The sequence below is a fragment of the Paenibacillus sp. V4I7 genome (assembly GCF_030817275.1).
GTDB lineage: Bacteria > Bacillota > Bacilli > Paenibacillales > NBRC-103111 > Paenibacillus_E.
On sequence record NZ_JAUSZD010000002.1, the window covers coordinates 7,238,083 to 7,264,141 of the forward strand.

32 protein-coding genes and 1 tRNA gene are annotated in these 26,059 nt (G+C 41.0%); 28 read left to right on the forward strand and 5 right to left on the reverse strand.

Annotated features, from left to right (window positions below):
• Nucleotides 1-80 precede the first annotated feature (80 nt).
• Entirely contained in the window at nucleotides 81-1,445 is a 1,365-nt protein-coding gene (gene dnaA, locus QFZ80_RS33860) for a chromosomal replication initiator protein DnaA (RefSeq protein ID WP_307551007.1), read from the reverse strand.
• A gap of 631 nt (nucleotides 1,446-2,076) precedes the next feature.
• Here dnaA and rpmH point away from each other — a divergent pair.
• From rpmH to QFZ80_RS33920, 12 genes are all read left to right on the forward strand, one after another.
• Entirely contained in the window at nucleotides 2,077-2,211 is a 135-nt protein-coding gene (gene rpmH, locus QFZ80_RS33865; RefSeq protein WP_029196162.1) for a 50S ribosomal protein L34, read from the forward strand.
• A gap of 147 nt (nucleotides 2,212-2,358) precedes the next feature.
• Entirely contained in the window at nucleotides 2,359-2,718 is a 360-nt protein-coding gene (gene rnpA / locus QFZ80_RS33870; protein ID WP_307563090.1) for a ribonuclease P protein component, read from the forward strand.
• Nucleotides 2,719-2,789: 71 nt separating this feature from the next.
• Complete coding sequence (gene yidC, locus QFZ80_RS33875; protein ID WP_307551004.1) at nucleotides 2,790-3,560, forward strand: membrane protein insertase YidC; 771 nt, start codon at nucleotides 2,790-2,792, stop codon at nucleotides 3,558-3,560.
• Nucleotides 3,557-4,174, forward strand: coding sequence for an RNA-binding cell elongation regulator Jag/EloR (jag, locus tag QFZ80_RS33880; protein ID WP_307563091.1), 618 nt, complete (start codon nucleotides 3,557-3,559; stop codon nucleotides 4,172-4,174). The genes yidC and jag overlap by 4 nt, the downstream gene beginning before the upstream one ends.
• 71 nt (nucleotides 4,175-4,245) lie before the next feature.
• Nucleotides 4,246-5,622: a tRNA uridine-5-carboxymethylaminomethyl(34) synthesis GTPase MnmE gene (gene mnmE, locus QFZ80_RS33885; RefSeq protein ID WP_307563093.1), complete on the forward strand. Its 1,377-nt coding sequence runs from the start codon at nucleotides 4,246-4,248 to the stop codon at nucleotides 5,620-5,622.
• A 46-nt stretch (nucleotides 5,623-5,668) separates the two neighbouring features.
• Complete coding sequence (gene mnmG / locus QFZ80_RS33890; protein ID WP_307563095.1) at nucleotides 5,669-7,564, forward strand: tRNA uridine-5-carboxymethylaminomethyl(34) synthesis enzyme MnmG; 1,896 nt, start codon at nucleotides 5,669-5,671, stop codon at nucleotides 7,562-7,564.
• A 3-nt stretch (nucleotides 7,565-7,567) separates the two neighbouring features.
• Nucleotides 7,568-8,296, forward strand: a complete 729-nt coding sequence (gene rsmG / locus QFZ80_RS33895; RefSeq protein WP_307563099.1) for a 16S rRNA (guanine(527)-N(7))-methyltransferase RsmG — start codon at nucleotides 7,568-7,570, stop codon at nucleotides 8,294-8,296.
• A 334-nt stretch (nucleotides 8,297-8,630) separates the two neighbouring features.
• A complete protein-coding gene (noc, locus tag QFZ80_RS33900; protein ID WP_307563101.1) occupies nucleotides 8,631-9,446 on the forward strand; it encodes a nucleoid occlusion protein in 816 nt (271 codons plus the stop codon).
• A 161-nt stretch (nucleotides 9,447-9,607) separates the two neighbouring features.
• A complete protein-coding gene (locus QFZ80_RS33905) occupies nucleotides 9,608-10,366 on the forward strand; it encodes a ParA family protein (protein ID WP_307550992.1) in 759 nt (252 codons plus the stop codon).
• Nucleotides 10,363-11,235, forward strand: a complete 873-nt coding sequence (locus QFZ80_RS33910) for a ParB/RepB/Spo0J family partition protein (protein ID WP_307550990.1) — start codon at nucleotides 10,363-10,365, stop codon at nucleotides 11,233-11,235. Before QFZ80_RS33905 ends, QFZ80_RS33910 begins: the two co-directional genes overlap by 4 nt.
• Before the next feature lie 172 nt (nucleotides 11,236-11,407).
• On the forward strand, nucleotides 11,408-12,568 hold the full coding sequence (locus QFZ80_RS33915; RefSeq protein WP_307563103.1) for an aminotransferase class V-fold PLP-dependent enzyme: 1,161 nt from the start codon (nucleotides 11,408-11,410) through the stop codon (nucleotides 12,566-12,568).
• Nucleotides 12,569-12,583: 15 nt separating this feature from the next.
• Nucleotides 12,584-13,075: a DUF4446 family protein gene (locus QFZ80_RS33920; RefSeq protein WP_307550987.1), complete on the forward strand. Its 492-nt coding sequence runs from the start codon at nucleotides 12,584-12,586 to the stop codon at nucleotides 13,073-13,075.
• On the opposite strand, the gene yyaC is transcribed toward QFZ80_RS33920, so the two are convergent.
• On the reverse strand, nucleotides 13,050-13,673 hold the full coding sequence (yyaC, locus tag QFZ80_RS33925; RefSeq protein WP_307550985.1) for a spore protease YyaC: 624 nt from the start codon (nucleotides 13,671-13,673) through the stop codon (nucleotides 13,050-13,052). The two genes, QFZ80_RS33920 and yyaC, sit on opposite strands and share 26 nt — an antisense overlap.
• Nucleotides 13,674-13,770: 97 nt before the next feature.
• Here yyaC and QFZ80_RS33930 point away from each other — a divergent pair, with 97 nt between their 5' ends.
• The 5 genes from QFZ80_RS33930 (at nucleotide 13,771) to QFZ80_RS33950 (ending at nucleotide 15,884) form a co-directional block, all read left to right on the forward strand.
• Complete coding sequence (locus QFZ80_RS33930; protein WP_082615209.1) at nucleotides 13,771-14,007, forward strand: putative Se/S carrier protein; 237 nt, start codon at nucleotides 13,771-13,773, stop codon at nucleotides 14,005-14,007.
• Between the two features lie 18 nt (nucleotides 14,008-14,025).
• On the forward strand, nucleotides 14,026-14,865 hold the full coding sequence (locus QFZ80_RS33935) for a mechanosensitive ion channel family protein (protein ID WP_307550983.1): 840 nt from the start codon (nucleotides 14,026-14,028) through the stop codon (nucleotides 14,863-14,865).
• 51 nt (nucleotides 14,866-14,916) lie between these two features.
• Nucleotides 14,917-15,132 (forward strand): DUF951 domain-containing protein, encoded by a 216-nt coding sequence (locus QFZ80_RS33940; RefSeq protein WP_029196148.1) that lies wholly within the window; start codon nucleotides 14,917-14,919, stop codon nucleotides 15,130-15,132.
• Between the two features lie 69 nt (nucleotides 15,133-15,201).
• Nucleotides 15,202-15,289, forward strand: a tRNA-Ser gene (locus tag QFZ80_RS33945).
• A 160-nt stretch (nucleotides 15,290-15,449) separates the two neighbouring features.
• Nucleotides 15,450-15,884 (forward strand): hypothetical protein, encoded by a 435-nt coding sequence (locus QFZ80_RS33950; RefSeq protein ID WP_307550980.1) that lies wholly within the window; start codon nucleotides 15,450-15,452, stop codon nucleotides 15,882-15,884.
• A 48-nt stretch (nucleotides 15,885-15,932) separates the two neighbouring features.
• On the opposite strand, the gene QFZ80_RS33955 is transcribed toward QFZ80_RS33950, so the two are convergent.
• Complete coding sequence (locus QFZ80_RS33955) at nucleotides 15,933-17,297, reverse strand: right-handed parallel beta-helix repeat-containing protein (RefSeq protein WP_307563106.1); 1,365 nt, start codon at nucleotides 17,295-17,297, stop codon at nucleotides 15,933-15,935.
• Nucleotides 17,298-17,491: 194 nt separating this feature from the next.
• Between QFZ80_RS33955 and QFZ80_RS33960 the strand changes: the two genes are divergently transcribed.
• From QFZ80_RS33960 to QFZ80_RS33980, 5 genes are read left to right on the forward strand one after another with little or no spacing between them, the layout of a single operon-like run.
• A complete protein-coding gene (locus QFZ80_RS33960) occupies nucleotides 17,492-18,733 on the forward strand; it encodes a hypothetical protein (protein ID WP_307550976.1) in 1,242 nt (413 codons plus the stop codon).
• A gap of 60 nt (nucleotides 18,734-18,793) precedes the next feature.
• Nucleotides 18,794-19,519 (forward strand): ABC transporter ATP-binding protein, encoded by a 726-nt coding sequence (locus QFZ80_RS33965; RefSeq protein ID WP_307550974.1) that lies wholly within the window; start codon nucleotides 18,794-18,796, stop codon nucleotides 19,517-19,519.
• Nucleotides 19,506-20,258 carry an ABC transporter permease subunit gene (locus QFZ80_RS33970; RefSeq protein WP_307550973.1) on the forward strand — a complete coding sequence of 251 codons (753 nt, stop codon included), beginning with the start codon at nucleotides 19,506-19,508 and terminating at the stop codon, nucleotides 20,256-20,258. Before QFZ80_RS33965 ends, QFZ80_RS33970 begins: the two co-directional genes overlap by 14 nt.
• Before the next feature lie 12 nt (nucleotides 20,259-20,270).
• Nucleotides 20,271-21,698 (forward strand): sensor histidine kinase, encoded by a 1,428-nt coding sequence (locus tag QFZ80_RS33975; protein ID WP_307563108.1) that lies wholly within the window; start codon nucleotides 20,271-20,273, stop codon nucleotides 21,696-21,698.
• A gap of 17 nt (nucleotides 21,699-21,715) precedes the next feature.
• Nucleotides 21,716-22,411, forward strand: a complete 696-nt coding sequence (locus QFZ80_RS33980; RefSeq protein WP_307564304.1) for a response regulator transcription factor — start codon at nucleotides 21,716-21,718, stop codon at nucleotides 22,409-22,411.
• Nucleotides 22,412-22,479: 68 nt separating this feature from the next.
• Here the strand turns inward: QFZ80_RS33980 and QFZ80_RS33985 are convergent, their stop codons facing one another.
• Both QFZ80_RS33985 and QFZ80_RS33990 read right to left on the reverse strand, forming a co-directional pair.
• Nucleotides 22,480-22,752, reverse strand: a complete 273-nt coding sequence (locus QFZ80_RS33985) for a hypothetical protein (RefSeq protein ID WP_307550970.1) — start codon at nucleotides 22,750-22,752, stop codon at nucleotides 22,480-22,482.
• Nucleotides 22,753-22,777: 25 nt separating this feature from the next.
• Complete coding sequence (locus tag QFZ80_RS33990; RefSeq protein ID WP_307550969.1) at nucleotides 22,778-22,969, reverse strand: YjzC family protein; 192 nt, start codon at nucleotides 22,967-22,969, stop codon at nucleotides 22,778-22,780.
• 242 nt (nucleotides 22,970-23,211) lie between these two features.
• Between QFZ80_RS33990 and rpsF the strand changes: the two genes are divergently transcribed.
• The 6 genes from rpsF (at nucleotide 23,212) to QFZ80_RS34020 (ending at nucleotide 26,057) form a co-directional block, all read left to right on the forward strand.
• Nucleotides 23,212-23,499, forward strand: a complete 288-nt coding sequence (rpsF, locus tag QFZ80_RS33995; protein ID WP_028557223.1) for a 30S ribosomal protein S6 — start codon at nucleotides 23,212-23,214, stop codon at nucleotides 23,497-23,499.
• Between the two features lie 35 nt (nucleotides 23,500-23,534).
• Complete coding sequence (ssb, locus tag QFZ80_RS34000; protein ID WP_029196140.1) at nucleotides 23,535-24,020, forward strand: single-stranded DNA-binding protein; 486 nt, start codon at nucleotides 23,535-23,537, stop codon at nucleotides 24,018-24,020.
• 23 nt (nucleotides 24,021-24,043) lie between these two features.
• Complete coding sequence (rpsR, locus tag QFZ80_RS34005) at nucleotides 24,044-24,331, forward strand: 30S ribosomal protein S18 (RefSeq protein ID WP_029196139.1); 288 nt, start codon at nucleotides 24,044-24,046, stop codon at nucleotides 24,329-24,331.
• An 82-nt stretch (nucleotides 24,332-24,413) separates the two neighbouring features.
• The gene (locus QFZ80_RS34010) at nucleotides 24,414-24,752 is read left to right on the forward strand and encodes a cupin domain-containing protein (RefSeq protein ID WP_307563111.1); all 339 of its coding nucleotides are present in this window, start codon (nucleotides 24,414-24,416) and stop codon (nucleotides 24,750-24,752) included.
• 72 nt (nucleotides 24,753-24,824) lie between these two features.
• Nucleotides 24,825-25,136 carry a MazG-like family protein gene (locus QFZ80_RS34015; protein WP_029196137.1) on the forward strand — a complete coding sequence of 104 codons (312 nt, stop codon included), beginning with the start codon at nucleotides 24,825-24,827 and terminating at the stop codon, nucleotides 25,134-25,136.
• A gap of 6 nt (nucleotides 25,137-25,142) precedes the next feature.
• Nucleotides 25,143-26,057, forward strand: coding sequence for a DUF2232 domain-containing protein (locus tag QFZ80_RS34020; protein WP_307550967.1), 915 nt, complete (start codon nucleotides 25,143-25,145; stop codon nucleotides 26,055-26,057).
• The last annotated feature ends 2 nt before the right edge of the window (nucleotides 26,058-26,059 follow it).

Here is a 26,059-nt window from a genome sequence, read left to right on the forward strand (position 1 = left end):
TATGTGGATGAACCTTATATAAATCAAGCCTATCCACATGTGAATAGATTGTGCATAGACTTGCCCAAAATTAAATGTTATTAAGAGGGGTTCTTGATGCGTTCTGTCAGATTATGAACGATCTTGTAAAGATCCTGATCTACTTTTAATTGTTGTAATATTTTATCATGGGCATGGATAACCGTTGTATGATCACGCCCACCAAAATTATCTCCGATTTTCGGCAAAGAGAAGTCTGTCAGCTCACGTGCCAGGTACATCGCAACCTGTCTAGGGAATGCGACGGCTTTTGTTCGTTTACGGGCTTTGAAATCCTCTAACTTTAAACCATAGAATTCTCCAACCCGCTGCTGAATATCCTGTATCGTAATGACCCGCGGTCGATTCGATGGAATAATATCTTTCAATGCTTCGGCTGTTAGATGCACGCTAATATCCTGATTAATTAGGGATGAGTACGCAACAACTCGAATCAAAGCACCTTCAAGCTCACGAATATTCGTATCGATTTGGTTCGCGATATAGATCATCGCTTCATTCGGAATCTCCAGATTCTCTGCTTTCGCTTTCTTGCGAAGAATGGCTATGCGTGTTTCTAAATCAGGGGGCTGAATGTCTGTAATTAATCCCCACTCAAACCTCGAGCGTAACCGGTCTTCCAGGGTTGGAATTTCTTTAGGTGGCCGGTCACTAGAAATAATAATTTGTTTACCTTCTTCATGAAGTGCATTAAATGTATGGAAAAACTCCTCTTGCGTACCTTCTTTACCAGCGAGGAATTGAATATCATCAATCAACAATACATCGATCGTTCTATATTTATTACGAAATCCTTCGCCGCGGTTATCACGGACCGCATTAATAAATTCATTCGTGAACTTTTCTGATGAAATATATAAAACACGAGCCCCAGGGTTATGTTCTAACACATAGTGGCCAATGGCATGCATTAAATGGGTCTTACCTAAACCAACTCCTCCATATAGAAAGAGGGGATTATATGCTTTAGCTGGTGCCTCGGCAACTGCTAAGGATGCAGCATGGGCAAATCGATTGCCGGATCCGATAACGAACGTATCAAAGGTATACCTAGCATTCATCATATTGGTGAAATTTTCTTCACCTGTAACGATAGCAGGACCTTTAGGTGGGAAAACAGCTGGCTGAACTGCTGTAGACTGAGATTTCTGATCTTCCGTTTCAATGATGAATTTCACAGAAACCTGTTTACCCGTAAAGTCATAGATTGTTCCTTCAATTAGCTTGGTATACCGGCTTTCGAGCCATTCCTGTGCAAAATTGTTGGGCGCACAAATAACGACAGTTGAATCATTGAACACTGTCGCTTTGGTTGATTTAAGCCAGGTGTCGAAGCTTGGTTTACTGAGCTTAGTTTGAATAATCGTTAAAATTTGCTGCCATAAGTCCGTAGAATGGCCTTCCACAGTAATTCACTCCTTTGAAATCAAACATGTGGCATAAGGCCAGTAAAGATATGTTCGGTTTATAAAGCTTTATTGTTAAATCTCGAAAAATAAGCAATTCACATTACACGATTGACTTAATCGAAATCTGTATATAGCTTGCTCGGTTAACAACAAAAGAACCTTTATGTCTGATGCGGTCAAGAAAGGACGATTTTTGTCGATTTTATCCACATTATTAAGGATCGGTTGAAATGACTTATTCTTGTAGAGGGAAAATTGTTCACAATGTTATCCACAGGTTGTTGATAAGTCGGAGGGTTAGTGGTGTCTATCCACAACAGAAACATTATCATCTTATCAAAAGATTACTTGTTAATCAACGGATTGTTTGATATTATCCACATTTACAACAAGTTGTGCATAGATTTTGTTCACAACACAAGATATTGTTGATATTATGTTAATTTTCGACAAGCTTCTCTGTTGGGCGGTAAAATTTTATACACAGGTTATTCTTTTTTTTATTTTTACTGAAATAGTCTCTTCTTCACCTGTGCACTTGGATAGGTTGACTTTCTGCTGTGGAAATGATTTAATGAGTAGTAGAAATTTTGTAGGATGGATATCCTCAGGTAGGGAGGTGCTATAGATGGGTCCGACGTTTAACCCTAATACGAGAAAGCGTAAGAAGAATCATGGTTTCCGTAAAAGAATGAGCACGAAGAACGGTCGTAAAGTTCTGCAAGCTCGTCGTCTTAAAGGAAGAAAAATTCTTAGCGCGTAAAAATTGAGGCTCCGGAAGGGGCTTTTTTTTTTGCATTTTAAGGGATTGGTTTAGATGGTGTTAATTCTGTTAAAACTATATAAGCTAACTAATATTGTATTGAACCTAATTTAATTACGGAGTCATCTGTCTGGAGCGTACATAATCGTGGAAAAAATATATAGATTAGCTAAAAGAGAAGACTTCAATAAGGTATATCGATATGGGAAGTCGATGGCTAACCATCAATTTGTACTATATTATTTACCCCAACCTAAATTGGAACAATTTCGCCTTGGCGTGTCTGTTAGTAAAAAGGTAGGCAATGCTGTTGTTCGAAACCGGCTCAGACGAATGATGAAGGAAATTATCCGTTTGAAAAAAGAGAATATGACGCCACACTATGACTACATCTTATTGGCTAGAAAACCAGTGGTCGAAATGGACTATGCTGAGATGGAGAAAAGTATCTGGCATGTGATTCGCAAAGCTTCTTTATTAAAAAGAAATGATGCTATTAAAAAATGATGTAATATTTCCTTGCGAGCTGAAGATGTGTTATAGTTTATGATGGAAAAGATATTTAGGAGGATCTCATTTTGACTCGTCGAATTTATATGCTAGCTTCACTCTCTGCGTTGATCTTGCTGTTGGCCGGATGTAGTCCAACAGACGCTGCTACAGCACCTATTGATCCTGCTACAGCAAATTTTTTCACTAAATATTTAACGTACCCGCTTTCCCAGACATTAGACTGGTTTGCAGTTCATTTATGGGGTCAATACGGATTATCCATCTTGGTTGTTACCTTGATCATTCGTTTGATTATTTTACCGCTTACACTTAAGCAGTACAAAAGTTCCAAACGGATGCAGGATCTGCAGCCTGAGATGAAGAAGCTTAAAGAAAAGTATAAAGATGATGCAAAGAAACAGCAGGAAGAAACAATGAAGCTGTTTCAGCAAAATGGTGTGAATCCATTAGCAGGATGTTTCCCTATCATTGTTCAAATGCCAATATTGATTGCTCTTTATCAAGCGATCATGCGGAATGATCACATTCGTGAGCATACGTTCTTATGGATGAATCTTGGACAACCGGATCACCTATACATTCTTCCGATTATTGCTGCGGCAACAACGTTTATTCAGCAAATGTTTATGTCTTCCCAAATGAATCAACAAATGAAAAGCTTATTATATATTTTCCCAGTTATGATTTTCGTGATGTCCATGAATTTCGCAGCCGCGCTTCCGCTTTATTGGATTTACGGTAACATCTTCACAATCATTCAGTCTTACTTTATTTATGGTTCTCCTGGATCGCAAAAGTCCGGATCGCAAAATAATAAGGGTGGCCTGTCCAAATGAAAAAAATTGTGGTGACTGGAAAGACTATTGAGCTAGCGGTTAAATCCGGTTTATCTCAATGGCAAGTTTCCGAGGATCGTGTAAACATTCATATTTTGGTACAGCCCTCTCGTGGGTTGTTCGGATTTATTGGTTCCAAAGAAGCTAAAGTAGAGCTTGAATTGATACCAGATCCACTTGAGGAAGCTATTGCTTTCTTACAAGATATGTTCTCAGCGATGCAGATTTCCATCACCATAGATACGCGTAAAGATCGTGAAGGCTTCGTCTTGAATATGAGTGGCTCTGAATTAGGTATTCTGATCGGTAAAAGAGGACAAACACTGGATGCTTTGCAGTATTTGGTGAATATCGTTGCAAACCGGTATGCGAATTCACATTTTCGTATCATCTTAGATGCGGAAAATTTCAGGGACAGACGTAAAAAGACGTTGGAGGAGCTTGCAGTTAGGCTGGCCAATCGAGTGATTAAGTCCAAAAAAGAAGTGATTCTTGAACCGATGAATTCTCAGGAACGTAAGATTATTCATGCTGAATTACAGAGTCATCCTGTTGTAAAAACATACAGTAAAGGCGAAGAACCGAACCGTCGGGTGGTTATCGCTGTCAAATAACGCTACCGCAATGACTTTGATCATGTCATTGCTTTTTCTTTAAGATGAGGTAAATTCGAGGTGTAAATACTATGTTAAATGATACGATTGCTGCTATTTCTACACCGCTTGGTGAGGGTGGGATAGCGGTTATTCGTGTGAGCGGAGACGAAGCTGTTCCACTCGTGGAACGTATTTTTCGCTCTAAAACGAAATTATCTGTTGCTGAGACGCATACGGTACATTATGGATTCATAATAGAACCTGCTTCTGCCCAAAAGGTAGAGGAGGTTCTAGTTACGTTAATGAAAGCTCCACGTTCATTTACAATGGAAGATGTCGTGGAGGTCAGCTGTCACGGGGGCATTGTTTCTGTGAAGAAAGTGCTAGATCTATTGCTGCAGCAGGGTGTCCGGTTAGCAGAACCTGGCGAGTTCACGAAGCGAGCTTTCTTGAATGGTCGGATTGATCTGACCCAGGCTGAGGCAGTGATCGATTTAATCCGGGCCAAATCGGATAGAGCTTTCAAGGTAGCTTTGAAGCAAGTAGAAGGAAATCTGTCGAAGCAAATCAAGCATTTACGTTATATATTAGTGGAATTAATGGCTCATGTGGAAGTGAATATTGATTATCCTGAGCATGACGTGGAAGAAATGACGAACACTTTCATAAAGAGCAAGTGTGACACGGTAATGCTTGAAATTGACCGTCTTTTGGTAACCGCGGAGCAAGGGAAGATATTGCGAGAAGGTATTGAAACGGCCATTGTCGGTAAGCCAAATGTCGGCAAATCATCGCTTCTTAATGAATTAGCGCAGGAGAATCGTGCAATAGTAACGGATATTCCAGGTACAACAAGGGACGTTATTGAGGAATTCGTGAATATTGGCGGTATTCCTTTGAAGCTGCTGGATACTGCGGGCATTAGGGAAACGTCGGATCTTGTTGAACAAATCGGAGTTGAGCGATCGAAGACTGCTTTAGCTGAAGCAGATCTTATTTTGTTAGTGCTAAATAGTAATGAAGAGCTTGAATTCGATGAGATTGCTCTAATGAAACAATTAGCTGATAAGCAAACGATCGTCATATTGAATAAGACGGATTTGAGCAGAAAGCTAAATGTTGAACAAGTTCTGAGTTATTTTCCACAGGAACGTATCGTTGAGCTATCCTTGATTGAGAATAAGGGTATTGAAGATTTGGAGAAAGCGATAGCGGCAATTTTCTTTGAGGGTAAACTAGAATCAAGTGATTTGACGTATGTTAGTAATATTCGTCATATTTCGCTACTAAAGCAAGCTAAACGTTCGTTACAAGATGCACTTGATGCTAATGAACAATATGTACCTATTGATATGATTCAAATAGATATTCGAGCTGCTTGGGAGCAGCTTGGAGAGATTATTGGCGATTCAGTTGGTGAATCATTGATCGATCAAATATTTACACAATTTTGCTTAGGAAAATGAAAACGACAGCATTTGCGTTTTCATAAAAGAGGGAGGGACGTTTATTATGGGATATCATGCAGGTGATTATGATGTTATTGTCATCGGTGCCGGACACGCAGGTTGTGAATCTGCTCTGGCCTCAGCACGCATGGGTTGTAATACGCTTTTATTAACAATTAATTTAGACATGGTAGCATTCATGCCTTGCAATCCATCTATTGGTGGTCCTGCGAAGGGCCACGTTGTTCGTGAAATTGACGCGCTTGGTGGAGAAATGGGTCGTAACATCGACAAAACGTATATTCAGATGCGAATGCTGAATACAGGGAAGGGCCCAGCGGTACATGCACTGCGCGCACAAGCGGATAAATTTGCGTATCAACATAAAATGAAAGAGACAATCGAAGCGACTCCAAACTTGACGTTACGTCAAGGTATGGCCGAGGAGCTCATTGTTGAAGGCGGCGTGTGTAAGGGTGTTATCACTAAAACAGGCGCTGAATACTATTCAAAAGCAATCGTATTAACGACGGGGACTTATTTAAGAGGAAAAGTTATTATGGGCGAGCTGATGTATGAGAGCGGACCAAATAATCAACAGCCTTCTGTTAAATTATCGGAATCCTTGCGTAAACTTGGTTTTGACCTCGTTCGTTTCAAAACAGGGACTCCGCCGCGCGTTCACAAGGATACCATTGATTTTAGTAAAACGGAAATTCAACCTGGTGATGATGAGCCTAAGTTTTTCTCATTTGAAACAAAAGAAGAAATTGGTGGCCATGAGCAGCTACCATGTTGGTTAACTTACACGTCTGAGGAAACTCATAACATTATTAATTCTAATTTACACCGCGCTCCGATGTTCTCGGGGGCTATTGAAGGAACAGGTCCAAGATATTGCCCATCCATTGAGGATAAAATCGTTCGATTCGCTGACAAACCTAAGCACCAAATCTTTCTAGAGCCAGAGGGACGTCATACTTCGGAATATTATGTTCAAGGGTTATCAACGAGCATGCCTGAAGATGTTCAATTGGGTATTCTGCGCTCAATCCCTGGATTAGAGAAAGTGGAAATGATGCGTACCGGTTATGCCATTGAATATGATGCGGTGGTTCCTACTCAGTTGAAACCTTCATTGGAAACGAAACTAGTTAGTGGATTATTCACTGCTGGACAAATTAATGGAACATCGGGCTACGAGGAAGCTGCTGGTCAAGGGGTTATGGCTGGGATCAATGCAGCTCGTAAAGTTCAAGAGAAAGAAGCTATTGTTTTGGACAGATCGGAAGGATATATCGGTGTTTTAATTGATGATCTTGTAACGAAGGGGACGAATGAGCCGTATCGTTTACTCACATCACGCGCTGAATATCGTTTACTTCTTCGTCATGACAATGCTGATTTCAGATTAACACCAATCGGTCATGAAATTGGTTTAATTTCGGATGAACGATATGCTGCATTTTTAAATAAGAAATCTTTGGTTGAGCAAGAAATTGAACGTTTGTCTACGGTTAAGGTTAAACCTGAGCCGCATGTTCAACAATTACTTGAGAGTTTGAATAGCGTAATCTTAAACAATTCAGTGCCAGCTATTGGACTGCTTCGTCGTCCAGAGATCGAATATAAACATATTGAACAAATGACTCCTTCTCCACTTGAGCTTGACGATGAAATGAAAGAACAAGTAGGAATTCAAGTAAAATATGCTGGTTACATTGAAAAACAAAGCAATCAAGTAGAACGTTTACGTAAGATGGAAAAGAAGAAAATTCCGGATGATATTGAGTATAGTGAAATACACGGTATTGCGACGGAAGCTAAGCAAAAACTAGCTAAAATTCGCCCGATTTCCATTGGTCAAGCATCACGTATAGGTGGCGTTACACCTTCAGACATTTCTATCCTGCTCGTTTATTTGGAACACTATAATAGAGTCATTGCGGCTAGAGGTTAATTTATGGATGCTATTCAACAACAATTTGTTCAGTTATTAGAAAAACAACAAATTTCTCTTTCTACAGATCAGCTTGATCAATTTGAGTTATATTACAAGACTCTTGTAGAGTGGAACGAGAAAATGAATTTAACAGGTATTACAGAGAGAGAGCAAGTTTACTTGAAACATTTCTATGACTCTCTTTCTGTTTCTTTTAATTATAACGTGGGACAAGTATCATCCGTTGCAGATATTGGCTCTGGAGCCGGATTCCCAAGTATTCCTTTGAAAATTGCTTTTCCACATCTTAAAATTACGATCGTTGATTCTTTGAATAAGCGAATTTTGTTTTTAAGAGAGTTAGTCTCTCAACTCGGGCTTACGGATACCGAATGTGTTCATGGCAGAGCGGAAGACATTGCTAGATTACCTAAATATCGCGATCAATTTGATTTGGTTACTGCAAGAGCTGTTGCGCGACTGCAGGTTTTGAATGAATTTTGCCTTCCTTTTGTTAAGAAGGGTGGAACGTTCATTGCAATGAAAGGTTCAGAGATTGATGAGGAACTAAGCGAGGCTTCATTCAGTTTATCAGAGTTGAAAGGGAAGGTAATCAAGGTGAATCGTATGCAGCTCCCGATTGAGGAATCGATCAGGCATTTTGTTGAAATTCATAAATTGGCAGCGACTCCCGCTAAATATCCTCGAAAAGCAGGTATCCCGCTGAAAGAGCCTTTAATCAAACTGTGAATTTGTTCCACGTGAAACATTTACATGGATTCGAGTGTCAAATAGAAGGAAATAAGGACTCTATGTTGAATTATTAATAGAGCGAATCTAGCTTAATAGGTAAGTAATTTTAAGAGATTGCACAAGTTTTACTTCGGCGTAATATTGGCAAAATGTTTTCGTTCGTTGAAAAGAAAGTATAGGTTTATACTTTTGCTTCGCATCAACCTTGACAAACGCACTCGTCCTTGAAGGACGAAGATGCCGTTTATCCTTGTGTAGGACGAAGAGGTCGTCTATCTTTGGATCATTTTGGTCGCTTAAACTACGGGAAGAGTTGGTGGTAAGTTTTCCTATGAAAGAACAAATTTCAAAGCTATTTGGCCTATCAGATCGATCAACGACTGACGAGGTCAAGAACATATCGGTGAATAGTATTATTCCAAGTCCGTATCAGCCAAGGTTGCTGTTTGATGATGATCGAATTGATGAGCTAATGCAAACTATTCGAACTCATGGTATCATTCAGCCCATTGTTGTCAGAGTTAAGAACAACACGTTCGAACTAATTGCTGGTGAACGACGTCTAAGAGCTGTTAAAAAGTTGGGTCTCGATACAATCCCTGCGATTGTACGTGATTTTAATGATTCTCAAGCAGCATCTATTGCTCTTATTGAAAATTTACAGCGCGAAGGGCTTACCGCAATAGAAGAGGCTGCTGCTTACCAACAATTAATTGAGATGCATGATTTAACACAGGAAAGCTTAGCTCAGCGTCTTGGTAAAAGCCAATCCACAATTGCAAATAAGATTCGATTATTACATCTAAGCGAACCTGTTAAGATGGCATTAATGGAACGGAAAATTACTGAACGCCATGCCAGAGCATTGTTGGCGCTTGATCAAGAGGATTTACAAGTTAAAGTGCTTGAAGAAATCATCGCCAAAGAGTTGAATGTAAAGCAAACAGAAATTAAGATTAATTTTTTGAAGGAAGCTACTAAAATCAAGAAATCTCGTCGCGTCTCTTTTTCGAAGGATGTTCGGTTAGCTCTAAATACGATTCGTCAATCCGTTGAGATGGTTTCGAGTTCTGGTTTAAATATTAATACATCTGAGCAAGATCATGATGATCATTACGAAATTATAATTAAGATTCCTAAACGATAATAAGGCATTTATTGCTACCTTAAACGGCGCAAGCCGTTTTTTTGCATCTTATGAACATAAACTATCAAATATTGATAAGGTAACTCGCTCATAGATATGTTAAGATAGTAATACTGCTTTAGTATGGCATTTGGAACATAAGCGATTGAGGTGAAATGGTTTTGTCTAAAATAATTGCAATAACAAATCAGAAGGGTGGCGTCGGCAAGACGACAACTTCTGTGAATTTAGGTGCTTCCCTAGCCTCTTTAGGGAAAAGGGTGCTTCTCGTTGACATCGACCCACAAGGCAATACAACAAGTGGCATTGGTATAAACAAAGCGGATGTTGTTAATTGTATTTATGATGTACTAATTAATGATGTTCATCCCAAAGATGCAACGGTAGAGACCAATGTTCCAAATCTCAAAATAGTACCTGCAACGATTCAGTTAGCAGGAGCTGAAATAGAACTTGTACCAACAATTTCAAGGGAAGTACGATTAAAGAAATCCCTCCAGTTAGTGAAACATTTATATGATTACATCCTTATTGATTGTCCTCCGTCACTAGGCCTTCTAACCATTAACTCATTAACTGCTGCCGATTCTGTCATTATTCCAATTCAGTGTGAATACTATGCGCTTGAAGGATTAAGCCAGCTGCTCAATACTGTCCGCTTAGTTCAAAAGCATCTTAATACAGGGCTTCAAATTGAAGGCGTTTTGTTGACGATGTTCGATGCAAGAACTAATCTTGGTATACAAGTTATTGAAGAAGTTAAAAAATATTTCCAGACAAAAGTATACCAAACGATTATTCCAAGAAATGTTCGCTTAAGTGAAGCGCCCAGTCATGGACAATCTATTATTACGTATGATCCCAGATCAAAAGGCGCGGAAGTGTATTTAGAGCTTGCGAAGGAAGTGATCTCTGTATGACCAAAGGCCTTTCTAAAGGTTTAGGTAAGGGATTGGATGCTTTAATTACTTCTTTACATATCGATGATAGTGATAAAGTTATTCAAATACCATTATCTCAATTGAGAGCAAACCCATACCAACCTAGAAAAAACTTTAATGAAGATAGTATTAGAGAGTTAGCTGATTCAATCAAAGAACACGGTGTTATTCAACCGATTATCGTTCGTAAAGTTCTCAAGGGTTACGAGATTATTGCGGGTGAGCGGAGGTTCCGTGCTTCTCAAGTAACTGGGATTGCGACAATTCCTGCTGTTGAAAGAAACTTTTCGGATCAACAAGTTATGGAAATCGCTTTGATTGAGAATGTACAACGTGAAGATCTCAATGCGATGGAAATTGCTTTTGCGTATCAAGGTATCATCGATCAGTTTTCTCTCACACAAGAAGAGCTTTCTGCAAAGGTTGGAAAGAGTAGATCTCATATTGCTAACTTTCTGAGATTGCTGCAACTGCCTGAATCCATTAAACAATATGTTTCACGTGGAACATTATCAATGGGACATGCTAGAGCTATTGTGGGTGTGAAGGATGATAAGGTGAAGAAAGAACTCGCGGAAACAACTATTAGTAAACAATGGAGTGTACGTGAGCTAGAAGAAGCTGTTAAAACGTTGGAAGAGACACCAGGGCAAGAAAAAGAAAGAAGTAAGCAAAAAGAAAAAAATAGAGATCCATATATTAATCAAGCCGAAGATCAGTTGAGAGATATTTACCGTACGACGGTGAAAATCAAACATCAGCAGGATAAAGGTAGGATTGAACTTCTCTACTATTCCAAAGACGATTTAAACCGTCTACTAGAATTACTTCAAGGAAAAATCTCTTAAAATTAGATAGCATACCGATGGTTTTCTTTCGAACTGAAAGATCAAACTAAGGTATGCTATATTTATGAGTTGATGAGTAAGTTTACAACTAGCGTGCTTTGCACCAACCTTATCAAGCGACCTCGTCTTTAAGGACGGGGTGAGCCTTTTATCCATGAGAGAGGGTGACTTAATGAAGGGTGTTATGTATTTTGATCAAGCGGCATCTTCGTGGCCAAAGCCGCCTGCCGTAATGGATGCCATGATGCAATGTATGCAGGAGTTCGCAGCCAATCCAGGCAGAGGCAGTCATCAGATGGCAGTGAAAGCCAGTAGGGTATTATTTGAGACACGAAAAAATACAGCGCGTTTATTCGGGATTAGAAATCCGAATGATATATCGTTTGCATTAAATACAACCCATGCGCTGAATCAAGCGATTAAAGGCTTCGTAAAACCCGGGGACCACGTGATATGCACCAATATTGAGCATAACTCCGTACGTAGACCGCTTGAATATTTGAAAGCTTCTGCTCAGGTTGAACTTACGTATATCCCTAGTGATGAACAAGGTAATATTCGATTAGATGAGTTGAAAAAGGTATTTCAGCCCAATACAACGTTAGTTGTTGTCAATCATAGTTCAAATCTGTTGGGAACAATTATGCCAGTTGGTGAAATAGGAGATATCTGTCGTTCTCAAGGCGTTAGGTTGCTCGTAGACGCGGCTCAAAGCGCCGGCATACTGCCTATTGATGTAGTGGGTATGAATATTGATATGTTGGCATTCCCGGGCCACAAGGGGCTCCTGGGGCCTCAGGGAACAGGTGGTTTATACATTCATCCGGACATTGATTTAGAGCCGCTATTACATGGAGGCACGGGGAGTCAATCGGAGGCCATACACCAACCCACCGTGCGACCAGACCGCTATGAAGCCGGGACACAAAACACAGTTGGAATAGCAGGACTGAATGAAGGCGTGAGATTTGTTTTGGCTGAAACCGTAGAAAAGATTCATGAAAAAGAGTGGCGTCAAACTCAGCTCCTGATGGAAGGGTTACTGGGAATTGAAGGAGTCACGGTTCTTGGGCCGACGCTTGGACAAAATAAAACAGGAATTGTTTCCTTTAATATCAACGATGCGGATTCATCGGAAGTGGCCTTTATCCTGGATCAATCTTTTCAAATTGCTGTTCGTTCAGGCTATCATTGTACGCCACTTGCCCATGAAACTGCTGGAACTTTGGCTAAAGGTGCGGTAAGAGCGAGTATTGGTTATTTTACAACGGATAATGAAGTGGAAGCCTTGATTGATGCTGTAAAAGAGATTCAAACGCAGTATGCGAAGTAGAAAGAGGGATAAATCATGGGGGAAATGTTTGGCCTTGATGGTGAGGTCATTGTATTAACTTGTTTCGCATTAATCGTTGTGCTATTTATTTTCCTGTTAGTTGTATCCATTAAATTAAGTTCTTTGCGTAAACAATATAAACAAATGATGAACGGCTCACATGCAGAGAATGTGGAACAACTTATTATTGATATGCAAAAAGGATTGAACGAGCAAAAGGCCGAATCAATAGCGACTTCAGCCAAGGTTGAAACGATTCGTCAAGGAATGATGAAGACGAAGTCAAAGGTCACAATACATCGCTATAATGCCTTTAATGAAGGTGGAAGTGATTTAAGCTTTACACTAGCTATATTAGATGATTATCAAGATGGGGTCATTCTAACAGGTATACATAGCCGTGAACAGATGTATTTGTATGCTAAGCCAGTTCAGAATGCACAATCAACCTATACGCTAAGCCCTGAAGAAAAAGAAGCGATTAATCAAACTTTAAAGCAGTCGTAGCATTAGGTGCATAAGATTGCGTGCGACGCAAAGCTGAATGAAGAGCGTCACCAATAATATTGGCCATATTCATTACTAAGCTAAGCCGCGTGTTCTGCAGGACGAAATACTCCATAAATCCACCGACGTTTACAATTCCAGTGACATGGATGTTACCAACTGGAGGTAAATCTTTATTAACACCGGCACCCGGTTTAAGAGGTCCATCAGCAACCTGAATGCAACCGACACTGGATACTTGACCAAGGCAGGCATCGATGGCAACGATGAAGGGGTTTTGGAACTGGTTATGGATTTTATCCACGGTTTCTGCTAAATTCATGGCATGGACAGGCTCATCTAACGTACCGAAAAGATGGAGGTTGCGGAGGTTGGTTGTTCGATTCAAATGAGAGCCAACAAGTGGCCCTAACGAATCACCAGTAGAACGATCGGTCCCTACACATATGACAACGATAGGTTGATAGGTTGGTAGTTTGCTAAAGATGGTGTGCAAATGCTTTGAGAGAAGATAAGGAGTATCGGCATCTGTATGTTGAATTTTCAGTGGTTCTAGAACCGTATTTTTCACTCCATCGAAACCAAATTGGAATTTCATCGTATCCCTCCAAATGTTACTACTTTTTTTACTAGTATATGGAGAGATAGGGACATTTATACGTAGAAGAGGGGGACTTTCCCTGAAACTTTCAATCATGTTGCTAGCGTTCGATTCTACTCAACAAGCATTGAGGGCAGAAATGCTGCTAGAGTATGCAGATATCGAGATTGACATAAGACCAACTCCGAAAGAAATCACCGCGGGCTGCGCACTGTCTATCGAATTTCCAGGAGAGAATTTAGAACAAGTAAGAGACATTATTCATTCTGAAAATGTGGAAATAAGAGGCATCTATTTTAAAAATGAGGATAAATATGTTACGATGGAATGAAATTAAGGGGGGCTTCACATGGCCTTTGTAACTAAGTTTTTTGCAGATTTAGGTCAATGGATACAGGAACATATAAGTAAACCGGAAATGATAGCTTCGATATTTTGGATTGTTGTCAAGATTATATTAATCTATTTTGTAGCTAAAATTTGCATAAAAATAGCTGATAAAACAATTGCTCATATGATTTCAGCAAGAGATAAGTCGCCATTGAAATTTGATAGAAGAAGAACGAACACAATAGGGAGCCTCATACATAATCTAATAGCGTACACGATCAATCTCATATGCATTATGCTTATACTAGGGCAAGTAGGGTTGAATATAGGTCCTTTACTAGCTGGTGCAGGTGTACTCGGGCTAGCGATTGGTTTCGGGGCACAGAGTTTGGTGAAGGATGTAATAACAGGGTTCTTCATCATATTTGAGGATCAATTCGGGGTGGGGGATGTCATTCAGATTGATTCATTCAAAGGTACAGTGGAAGAAATCGGGATTAGAGTGACCCGGATTAAGAGCTGGACCGGTGAAGTGCATATTATTCCAAATGGGAATATCAAACAAGTCACCAATTTTTCCACTTACAATTCACTTGCCGTAGTTGATGTGACGATTCCTCTTCATTTGGATATTGATAAGGCTACGGAAATTCTCAAGGAAACGGTGAAACAAGTTCAACTGCTTACCGATGATATTGTGAAAGAACCTGAGGTGCTTGGTGTTCAGATGGTTGGGACAACGGATTTGAAGATTCGCATTATCGCGGAGTGCAAGCCGACTAGACAATTTAATGTCACGAGACTTTTGAATATCGAGATTAAAAAGCAACTCAATATCACACAAATAGAAGTGCTATAACCCAAGAAGATCGATCATATCCATAAATTCGGAAAAGGCGGTGGCAGACGAATGGAGAAGAAGCAGTATCAACTTGGCGATATTGTGCAAATGAAAAAGCCCCATCCGTGTGGCACCAATGAAATGGAAATCATTCGGATGGGCATGGATATTCGGATCAAATGTGTAGGCTGTAAACACAGTGTGTTAGTGCCGAGAACGAAGTTCGAAAGTAAGCTAAAAAAAGTTCTTCGATCGAATACAGAGATACAAGAAGAGTCCTCCTAACGGATTCAGGAAAAACACTTGCGAGAGCCTGACTTTTTTGATACAATAAGTCCTGTTCTCGCTTTTCATGGAAAGGTACCCAAGTGGTCCAAGGGGGCTGACTCGAAATCAGTTAGGCGTCGCGAGGCGTGCGTGGGTTCGACTCCCACTCTTTCCGTACTTTAGTGGAACCAACATATTGAAACAAATTAAGAGCCTTTTACGTCTATGAAGACGTAGGGGGCTCTTTTGCTTTGCAGATAGGGAATAAAAGGCAAGAAAAGGAAGCAAAATAACTCCATATCTAGGCATAGGTAAAATGAAGGAGGTAGATCGTTTTGAGAATTTGGTTAATGATGCTTCTGGTGCTAGCTGTGGTCATCACAGGGTGCGCCAAGAAGGATGAGGGGGGCACAGCAAGTCCTACTGCTGGCGTGACTGAACAGCCTTCTCCAGCGGCTACTGCGACGCCTGGCGGGATAAGCAGCCCAACGACGGGTGGAACAGCGGCTACTGCGACACCGAAGGCTGGCGACAATGTGACGAAGGATGAGCCGCTTCCTAAGATAACGAAGGAACAGGCTGATAAAATAAGTATGACAGGCACCTACGATGATATGGTGAAGCTGACAGGATCCAAAGGTAAGCTGGTTAAAGAAGAGAATGGAAAGAAAACGTATGATTTCGAGATATCCAATCAACCTGGTTATTACGTGCAGCTCGTTTTCTTCGCAGATGGTAAGATATCGGAGAAACGAGTTTATCAGAAATAGCGACAGCAAAAAGGCCGCACACCCAACTGGGTTGTGTGGCCTTCTTTCTTAAAGGGCAGAAGTGGTTGTATTTGTGCCTTTATTAAAAATTTTCTCACCATTGCCTGAACCCACATTGCCAAAGAGAATAGTTTCTCGGCAATTGGCATCCGAGATTCGGATCGGTGCTTTGGTACAGCTGTTTAGGCTATTACCTATTAACTGATTGTTATCCGAGTACGAACCGCTGTCTTTGCCTTCGGCAACGAGTAAAATGCCGTCTGTTTTACAACTACGAATAGAATTCTGACGAATCTGATTATCATAAGCGTTAATGAGGACAATACCGTTATTACCTATAGTTTGGAGCTGGTTATTGGATATGATATTGCGATGAGGGCGTTTTTGTTGAATGTCCGCTTGCCCCACTAACTGAATACCAATATCATCGATATCATATAAAGTATTAGCAGTAATCATATTGGAGACGCAGTGACCCTTGAGGCGGATGCCATAGGTATAACCTTTATTTCCGCTTGAATTTTTGAAACTCTCAATGATGTTGTCGGAAACGGTATTAAACTGACACGGTTCTTCTTTGGGACCGGATAAAAGGTCAACTCCAGATTGGTAGCATTTCTGCATGCGATTTCTCGCGATGACAGAACGACTGGAGCCATTGGTCAAAGTGATACATGGTTGAAACAGCATGTTGAATTGATTTTGTACAAAATGATGATTTTTACCATTACTGCACCAGATGCCATAACCTTGGGTATCGTAATCCAGCGTTCCGATGATGTTATCGAAGGTACAGTTCTCTACAACAACTCGGTTAGAATCAACGGATTTTACGCCATTATCGACCATTGAAAAGGTGCAGTCTGTGATGGTAATGTCGGTAGCTTGGTCGAGCGCAATTCCACATTCAATTCGTGGCACTGAGGCGTTTCCGAAGGAACCAATTCCTTGAAAAGACAACCCCTGGATATGTACATGTTGAACGGCAGATAAGTTAAGGAGTCCAAATTTATGGGTGGATGACCGAAGGATACTGCTGCTGCCGGCCCCCATTATGGTAACGTTCGTGCTTACGCGTAAAGGTATCTTGAGGAAGTACATGCCTGGCGGAATGTAGACTATGCCACCTGATAGAGCGGCCGTGTCGATAGCGCTTTGGATGTAAGGAGCATCGTCTTCATCATAGCGTCGGTTGCCGCGGGCTCCGAAATCTTTGACATTGTAAATAAGTGTGGAAGGAGATGCTGCTTGAGCAGTTGAGCTATTTGTGAAGATGTCTCCTGCTAAAAAAGCTAAACCTGCGCCGCCAATTGAAGCGAGCAGTTTTCTACGGCTAAAAGAGGGTGTAGATTGGGGCGGAGGGTTTAGATCAGAAGATGCTACTTCACGCTGTCTATCTTTATTTTCGTTCAAAAAATTTCACCTCATCAAAGGAATGGTAGATATAGTAAATTATAAGATAGAGCGAACAGAACGGGAAGAGCAGAAGTATCATCGAAACAGAGTTAATACTTTGTTAATAATTCATTTAGATGGATTCAATAAGCCTATATTAAAATAAATAGTAAGGAAACGTTTCCCCTAAATCGTATTAAAGGAGAACCAAGATGAAACTTAGCAAAAAAGGAATTACTGTACTTTCATTTACGATTGGAGCCTGTCTATTCGTATCTACTGCTTTTGCCGATACACTGCTTGGATCTGGATATGACCGGCTGAAAGATTCAGCAAAAAACACGGCTGCACTCATGGAAAAGGATTTGAACAACTATACGGTCGAGGCGTTGTATACGTTGAAGGATAATAATCAAACCTTGCTTCAAGCTTCCACGATCAAGAAAATGGATACGGCAAAACAAACGTCTGAAGAAAATACGGTGACTAAAGAAGCAAATGGCGAAACCACCTCCAATTATTCGTATTCCGACAATAAGCTTTCAGTTAGGAAAAGCGGCATGGAGGATACCTATTACGTAACGGAATATCCGGCTAATGTGAACAGGAAAGGACCAGCTCAGTTCGACAACCCGTTTAAAGAGAAGGGAGCAGCGGAGATCGAAAAGATTGTTGACGCTGTGGTTGGCTCTCTGAAAGATTATGTGCAAGTAGAGGAAGGGAATGACGGCGGAAAAGTATATGCGGGCAGCTTGTCCGAGGCACAGGTGCCAGCCGTCGTAAATGCTGTCTCCTCCTTTGGTATCAAGCAGATGCTTAACGATGAGATGGATTTACCGGGAATAGAGAGCGACATTTTTGTGAAAAAGGTTGTGGGTACGGCCGTTGAAAATAAAGCAGGCTATCTGGAAAATGTGACGGGTGATATTACCCTATCGGGAAAAGATAAAAATGGTGTTCAGCATGACTTAAACCTAAATGTCATTGTGAAGCTTTCTGAGATTGGCAATACGAAGATTGCCATGCCTGACCTAACAGGCGCGAACGTTGAGAAGGTCAGTTATTCGGGCGGATTCAGCAGCAAATATGTGGGAACATATAAAAATGATATTATTATGGACAAAGACGGCAAGTTTGTGAAGATTGGCGAGAGAACGGTTGAAATCACAAGCGTAGAAGGCGATAAAGTGACAGGAAAGTATTCAGAAACTGTTTATCCTGGTTTTGAGAGCGAGTATCCAAACAAGGATGCATTTGACTTTGCCTACAATCCAGTATCATCTACAACTTTTACTTACACAGATGCGAAGGGTGAACAAAAAAATGGAATGATTCATCCGAACTCTGCCGGCAAGGTTTATTTTGAAATGGGTATACAGGTCATGGATAAAAACTCGTACAAATCTAGCTCGAAACCATATTACGATGGAGAATTTAGACGCATATTTGAATAGAAATGGGGTTCAGGAGGCTGCAAATGCGGCTTCCTGAACATTTTTTGGGGAGATGATGAATTGACAGTCAAGGCGATTGAAATAAACGACTTAACCAAGTCATTTAAGAATGGCCGTGGAATAAGCGAGTTAAACTTAGAAGTAGATCAAGGCGATATATTCGGTTTTCTAGGACCAAATGGCGCAGGGAAGACAACAGCCATGAAGATGATGACCGGGCTCACGAAACCCGACCGTGGCGATGTAAAGATTTTCGGCGCCAGCATTTTAGAAGATTACGTCAATGCCATGAAGCATGTAGGCTGTATGATCGAAACAGCGGAATCGTATCCATATTTAACAGCAAATGAAAACCTGAAATTGTTCGCCAGGTTTTACCCGCAGATTGATCAGCGAAGAATCGATGAATGTCTTGAAATCACAGGCATGTTGAAATTTAAAAATGAAAAATCACAGAAATTTTCACTCGGGATGAAACAAAGGCTGGGGATAGCGGCTGCGATTCTGTCCAAACCAAAACTTTTAATTTTGGACGAGCCTTTAAACGGACTTGATGTCGAGGGGATGCTGGAAATGAGGAAATTGATCAAACAGCTTTCCCAGGAAGGCACGACTTTCTTTATTTCCAGCCACTTGATTCACGATGTGGAATTAACGTGCACAAGAATCGGAATTATTTACGGAGGCAAGCTTGTCAACGTCGAATATACTCAGAATATTCTTTCTTACTATTCTTCGCTTGAAAATTATTTTGTAAGTGAGGTGGACAGGAATGGCAGGGTTTAAAGCTGCATTTATAAATGAATCCGTGAAGCTGCTGAAAAAGAAAAAAATGCTTGCAGCCGTGATTTTGTCCATTCTTGCCGTGGTGATCGGGCAAATTGCCGTAACGACGATTAAGCATGGCCTTGGATTAAGGGTTGTTGGGAGTGTGGAATTTCCCATAGTGGTGCTAACGTTTATCACTTATACGCTTTTACCGCTGTTTGCCATTTTTGTAGCGATCGATATGTTTAACGGTGAATCCTCGTCGAATACGATGAAAATAACGCTCTTAAGGCCGGTCTCCAGATTTGGTATATTTAGTGCGAAGGTTTTAAATTTGGCATTATTTATTATTGGGAACCTTTTGTTTGTTATGCTTCTTTCTTTGCTTGTTGGATTTATATTTAATCCGGCCTCTGCCAGCTACATGGGCATCGTAAAGGTGATTTTATCATATGGCTTAACCTTTCTTCCCGTATTTGTGTTTGCACTTATCGTCGTCCTGTTGTCCAATGTGATCCAGGGGGGACTAGCTGTATTTTTTCTCTCTATTCTGGTGTTTATCGGTTTTAATTTTATGGGTATTGTGTTCTCATCCTATTCGAGTTTTTTTATTACGTCGATGTTTGATTGGTACACCCTCTGGATTTCTGAATCGATTAATGTGTTTAAAATATTCCGACAGATCTTAATCATGTCAGGCTGTGGTATCATGTTATTTACTACGGGGTATTACTTGTTTGACAGGAAGGATATATAGAAAGGAATATACATGCATTTAACCAAACGTTTTTTCACGATGAATACGCTGGCTGTACTGGTCTCCATTGGTTTGACGTTCCTGGCTGTCATTATTTTTGTTGCTGCTTATACGAAAGTTTTTGGCCGCGAAGCCGGTATGAAGGAGTTTCAAAAAGTCTTCGAAGTTAGGGCAGCGATCAACGAAATCAAAAGAGAAGCACTGACCTTTAAGTTCGAGCAGCTCTTGGATCATAACTATCAACAAATGCTCTCTGATCGAGTTAACGCTTTGGATGCCAGTGCGATCATTTTAATAAATAAAGAAGTTTTGTACGCTACACAAAATTTTAATAAGTTCGATATCGATAAAAGCCTAATGCTGTCTGACGATTCAGCTAGTCTGGATGAGATAGAGCTTGATGGCAAAACTTATATGTTTACCCGAGCGGATTACAAACTTCCTTCTGGCGATAGGGGCATTTTGCTGCTGCTTGCGCCAATCAAGGTGAAAACAGGCTTTTATGTGCTGCTTGGCGTTTTTACAGTCAGCTTTTTCACCGTTGTTTTTTTGCTAATGAATTTTTGGATTTCTTATAAGTTCTCACGCGGAATTATTTTACCGATTTCCAGGTTAAAGGACGCTGCTATTAAAATCAGGGAAGGGGATTTAAGCTGCGAGATTTCCGAAGAGGGCGAAGGCGAAATTCGGGAATTAGGCAGAACCTTGGAGTTAATGCGGATCAAGCTGAAGGAGTCTGTCTATGTGCAGCAAAAATATGATGATAACAGGAAGTTTTTAGTTTCAAGCATTTCTCATGACTTAAAGACGCCTGTTACTTCGATTAAAGGTTATATTGAAGGGATTATAGATGGGGTAGCCAAGACGCCTGAGAAACTTGAGGAGTACCTGGAAACTGCACGATCCAAAGCTATTTTGGTGAACGCTATGATCGATGATCTTCTTTTATATTCCAAGCTTGATTTGAACCAGCTTCCTTATCATTTTGAGAAAAGCGATTTGGTGAGCTATTTTGAGGATTGCGCAGCGGATCATAAATATGAGTGTGAAAAAGCTAATATTTCCTTAGAGTTAATAAACGAATTAAAGGAGCCTGTCAAAGTATTAATCGATCGTGAAAGATTAAAGAGGGTCATTCAGAACATTCTTGATAATGCTGTGATGTATGCAGGAGAAATAGATGGAAAGATTGCCATTATACTCAGGGAAACACGAACGTCTGCTATTATAGAAATAAAGGACAATGGTAAAGGAATACCCGAGAATAAGCTCCCCTATATATTTGAACGATTTTATCAGGTAGACCCTTCAAGAAAAAGCGGCAGCGGACTAGGTCTAGCTATCGCAAAGCAAATTGTAGAAGGGCACGAAGGGAATATATGGGCTAAGAGTGTCGTAGGAGAGGGGACTCGGATAATGATTTCTCTGAAGAAGTTCTAGCAAGTTTGGAGGTTATGATGAAGAAAATTCTGATTGTTGAGGACGACCAAAGCATCGCCAATTTGCAAAAGGATTACCTTGAGTTGAGCGGTTATTCGGTTAAGATGGTGAACAACGGATCAGCGGGTTTGAGAGCTCTAAAGGAGGAAGAATTCGAGCTCATTATATTAGATATCATGCTGCCGGATATGGACGGGTTTGAAGTTTTGAGAAAAGTGCGTGAGCAGGATGATATTCCTGTGCTTCTGGTATCAGCTAGAGCAGAGGAAATCTATAAGATTAATGGTTTAGGACTCGGCGCGGACGATTATATTACAAAGCCGTTCAGCTCGGGTGAGCTGGTAGCACGGGTTGGTGCCCATCTAAAAAAATTTGAGCGTATGAAAGAGCGGTTTGGAAATGGGAATGAGGGAAGCAGGATTCAGGTCAGAGGCCTTGAGGTTCAAAAGGATGCCAGGAGAGTTTTTGTGAACGGGAATGAAGTTATTTTGGCGCAAAAGGAATTTGACCTGCTTGCGTTTCTTTTGCAGCATGCCAATCGGGTATTTGGCAAAGAAGAACTTTTTGAGAGAATCTGGGGGATGGATGCGATGAGCGACACCTCTACCGTAACGGTTCATATTGCCAGAATCAGAGAGAAAATTGAGGAGATCCCATCTAAACCCCAGTATATAGGAACAGTTTGGGGATCAGGGTACAGGTTTATGGTTTGATCATTCAATTGAAAATAGCTGGCCCTTAAGTAGCTTAACTACATAAGGGCCAGCTATTCATTTTAATCCTAATAGTTCCTATTCCGACGTCTATAGCTGACAGAGAAACGGTCAATGATATACCCAACAAGGGCCCATGAGGCAATCGTTAACGCATAAATGATGAGCATTCGAAACATGGAAATTTCATAGATGTTCGTAAATGTTGATGCAAACCATGCTGGTACACTGAGCGCGTAGAACAGCATATAAAAGGCATCGTGATCATGAAATAAATAATGAACCAAGCACAAGGCAGCACCTAGAAAGGTGAACAGCCAGGTAAACGTGGTAGTTCTCATAGCTCATTCTCCTAGTCATGGGAACTTATTTTAGCGTTATCTTTTTTCGATGCCATTTTCGATTGTGGTTACTATTTTCCGGGAAAGTGTCACCTTTTTTCAACGTAACGGTTTTGGGATTGTTGATGCCCATGTGAAAAGCATTTTCGCCTATTTCCATATACTCGCCGTCGTTAGGAACATGATCGCCAGCATTGAATTCTGTCCATTCACCCACGATGATCACCTCTTCTTAAGAATAACAATCGTCTTTAGATTACCCCTTTGGAGGGGAAGCATGTATGAATCCCGTTACCAGCTTCCTCCTTCGCAGTTTATTAGAGAAAAACTTGTAATCTGTCGCTCGATTTGCTATAGTATTCAGGTGCGAGTTTTGAATAAGAATCCTCGCTCCTTGCTCCTTCGCTTGTCTGACAAGCTTTAAAGAGGAGCCGCTTAGTCCAAAAGGAGGTGAAATACATGCGCAAATATGAACTGATGTACATCATTCGTACAGACGTTGAACAAGAAGTTGTTCAATCTACGGTAGAAAAGTTCCAAGGCATCATCACGAACGGTGGGGGAGAAATCTCCAAACATGACCTGATGGGCAAACGCCGTCTTGCGTATGAGATCAAGAAGTTCCGTGACGGGCACTATGTGCTGGTACACTTCAACGCAGAACCTGCTGTTGTAACTGAACTTGATCGCGTACTTAAGATTTCGGACGAAGTTATTCGTCACTTAATCGTAAACGACGTAGCTTAAATGCATGCCAGTATTTTCGTCAGGAGGGTTGTTCCATGTTGAACCGTGTTATTCTTATCGGTCGATTGACCAAAGATCCAGAACTTCGATATACGCCAGCTGGCGTAGCTGTTACACAATTTACACTTGCAGTAGACCGCCCTTTCACGAACTCTCAGTCGAAAGAACGGGAAGCGGACTTTATCAATATCGTCACGTGGAGGCAGCTTGCCGAAACATGTGCGAACTATTTGCGTAAAGGTCGTTTAACAGCAGTGGAAGGACGTATTCAGGTACGGAATTACGACAACAATGAGGGCAAGCGCGTTTATGTGACCGAAGTTATTGCCGATAATGTACGTTTCCTTGAATCTAGCAACAGCGGCGGTAATCGCGAAGAAGGCGGATCATCTAACGCAAACGCAAGCTACGGCGGCGGAAGCGGCAGTGGCAATCGTGGCGGTGGATCGCGCGAACAGCAGGATCCTTTCATTGATGACGGAAAACCGATCGATATTTCCGATGATGACTTGCCATTCTAAAGTAGAAAGGACTGAACAAACTAATGGCTTTCCAAAAAAGAGATAACAACAGTGAAGATCGCGGCGACCGCAAATTTGCTCCTCGTGGTAAAGGCGGTAAAGGTAAACGTCGTAAGGTTTGTTACTTCACAGTAAACAAAATCAAGCACATTGACTATAAAGATATTGAAACTCTTAAAAAGTTCATCAGTGAGCGCGGGAAGATTCTTCCTAGACGTGTAACTGGTACTTCCGCTAAGTACCAACGTGCATTGACGATCGCTATCAAGCGCTCCCGTACAATCGCATTGTTGCCTTACACAACGGAATAGGGTTAAACCAAGAAGGCAGCTGTATCTAACGGCTGTCTTTTTTTGTATGTCAAGAAGCAAACGACGAAGGGAGAAACCAATCGTGAAAATCCACAAAGAGCAGGCTGAACACTACATATGGGGCGATGCTTGCGACGGCTGGTACCTAGAGCGGGATGCGGATAGGACAATTATCCAAGAGCGAATGCCGGTTGGCGCAAGTGAAGTCAAGCATGTGCATCAAAAGGCGAAGCAGTTTTTCTTTATTTTAAGTGGAGAAGCTAAGATGTGGATCGATGGTACGATCATCACTCTGAAGTCCCAGGAAGGTTGTACGATCTTGGCCGGTATTCCGCACCAAATTCGTAACGAATCCTTCGAAGCTGTCGAATTTCTAGTGATTTCAACACCATCAACGCAGGGAGATCGAACAGCTCTGTAGAGGCTTTCTTTTCTTGTGCCTATTTGTGGTATAATTGACACAATAGTCATTGCTAATGAGGAGAGATGACGGTTGCTGAATAGGGAAAAGGATGTTGACCTAGCCAGACGGGCCAAAGTCATTGAATGGCTCAAGACAGAAGTCGTAGATCATGTGGCTCATCTGCTCAAAGGCATATGGGAAGGCAGCCATGTGAAAATTGTAGATGGATTAGCCAGCTTAATTTCGAGCGGTTACATCCTAGGCAGAAGACTAGGCATTTCCTTTCACAGTTTAGACGAAGCTATTGTAGAGAAAATGAAGAAGCACCGCCAAGAGGGCCATCAACTTGAGGACTGGTACGGCGACATTTCATCGTTAGAAGAACATTTACGTAAGAGGTGAGCCCGGTTGGGGAAACAAAGTTGGCAAAGCATCATATGGAGCGCAGTGACGATTGTCTCATTGCTATCTTTAATGACGCCTTTTATTATTTTCACATTTAGTTTTCTCATGATTCCAGTTCTAATGTTATATGTAAAATCAAGTACAAGGCGTTTCGTCATTAGCTATGTGCTCAGCTTGCTCGTTGTTTATATACTTACCCAATGGCAAGGGATATTCCTCATGTCGGTTTCTTTATTCTTCTTACCGCCTGTTCTGGTCATGGGTAACTTATATAAACGTAAAGCCGCGGCAAGATCAGTATTAACGGCAGGAATTATCACGATTCTGGCAGAGTCACTGGTGAGTCTCGTTATCGGGTACGCGCTCGGATTTGATCCGGTTGCGAAGTTCAAGCAATTCATGATGGAAAGTATAGCGACTATGCCTCCAGGAATTCGCGATATTTTGCCGAAAGATCAGGATTGGTATGTTAATTTCATCGTGCAAGTGATTCCTTTATATTTAATTTTCATAGCCCTATTCTACACGTTTGTGTCCCACGGCATTAGCCGCTGGCTGCTCAACAAAACTGGAGAAGGGATTCCAGGATTACGCCCGATGAGGGAGTGGATGCTGCAGAAATCGCTTGTCTGGATCTATCTAGTCGTATTTGTTTTAGATTTATTTACTAATCCGGCTTCAATTTCGTTGATTTCTACGCTACTAATGAATGCGATGCCGATGCTTATGCTAGCCTTTGCTATTCAGGCGATTTGCTTTCTATTCTTTGTTGCCCATGCAAACAAGTGGAAACCTATATTACCAATCGTGGCGATTGTATTAGTTTGCTTCATGCCTCCTTTATTTATCGTATACAGCTTATTAGGGGTATTTGATGTTGCGTTTCCAATCCGAGAACGGTTCAAGAAAAATAAATAGGA

Coding starts and splice junctions, on each gene's coding strand:
- QFZ80_RS33975 (WP_307563108.1), top strand. CDS start 20,271: ATGCATTTAACCAAACGTTTTTTCACGATGAATACGCTGGCTGTACTG.
- noc (WP_307563101.1), top strand. CDS start 8,631: ATGAAAGAACAAATTTCAAAGCTATTTGGCCTATCAGATCGATCAACG.
- QFZ80_RS33985 (WP_307550970.1), bottom strand. CDS start 22,752: ATGAGAACTACCACGTTTACCTGGCTGTTCACCTTTCTAGGTGCTGCC.
- yyaC (WP_307550985.1), bottom strand. CDS start 13,673: ATGAAATTCCAATTTGGTTTCGATGGAGTGAAAAATACGGTTCTAGAA.
- rpsR (WP_029196139.1), top strand. CDS start 24,044: ATGGCTTTCCAAAAAAGAGATAACAACAGTGAAGATCGCGGCGACCGC.
- jag (WP_307563091.1), top strand. CDS start 3,557: ATGAAAAAAATTGTGGTGACTGGAAAGACTATTGAGCTAGCGGTTAAA.
- rpmH (WP_029196162.1), top strand. CDS start 2,077: ATGGGTCCGACGTTTAACCCTAATACGAGAAAGCGTAAGAAGAATCAT.
- QFZ80_RS33960 (WP_307550976.1), top strand. CDS start 17,492: ATGAAACTTAGCAAAAAAGGAATTACTGTACTTTCATTTACGATTGGA.
- QFZ80_RS33915 (WP_307563103.1), top strand. CDS start 11,408: ATGAAGGGTGTTATGTATTTTGATCAAGCGGCATCTTCGTGGCCAAAG.
- QFZ80_RS33930 (WP_082615209.1), top strand. CDS start 13,771: ATGTTGCTAGCGTTCGATTCTACTCAACAAGCATTGAGGGCAGAAATG.
- QFZ80_RS33910 (WP_307550990.1), top strand. CDS start 10,363: ATGACCAAAGGCCTTTCTAAAGGTTTAGGTAAGGGATTGGATGCTTTA.
- rsmG (WP_307563099.1), top strand. CDS start 7,568: ATGGATGCTATTCAACAACAATTTGTTCAGTTATTAGAAAAACAACAA.
- mnmE (WP_307563093.1), top strand. CDS start 4,246: ATGTTAAATGATACGATTGCTGCTATTTCTACACCGCTTGGTGAGGGT.
- QFZ80_RS33935 (WP_307550983.1), top strand. CDS start 14,026: ATGGCCTTTGTAACTAAGTTTTTTGCAGATTTAGGTCAATGGATACAG.
- QFZ80_RS33970 (WP_307550973.1), top strand. CDS start 19,506: ATGGCAGGGTTTAAAGCTGCATTTATAAATGAATCCGTGAAGCTGCTG.
- QFZ80_RS33920 (WP_307550987.1), top strand. CDS start 12,584: ATGGGGGAAATGTTTGGCCTTGATGGTGAGGTCATTGTATTAACTTGT.
- ssb (WP_029196140.1), top strand. CDS start 23,535: ATGTTGAACCGTGTTATTCTTATCGGTCGATTGACCAAAGATCCAGAA.
- QFZ80_RS33980 (WP_307564304.1), top strand. CDS start 21,716: ATGAAGAAAATTCTGATTGTTGAGGACGACCAAAGCATCGCCAATTTG.
- rpsF (WP_028557223.1), top strand. CDS start 23,212: ATGCGCAAATATGAACTGATGTACATCATTCGTACAGACGTTGAACAA.
- QFZ80_RS33940 (WP_029196148.1), top strand. CDS start 14,917: ATGGAGAAGAAGCAGTATCAACTTGGCGATATTGTGCAAATGAAAAAG.
- mnmG (WP_307563095.1), top strand. CDS start 5,669: ATGGGATATCATGCAGGTGATTATGATGTTATTGTCATCGGTGCCGGA.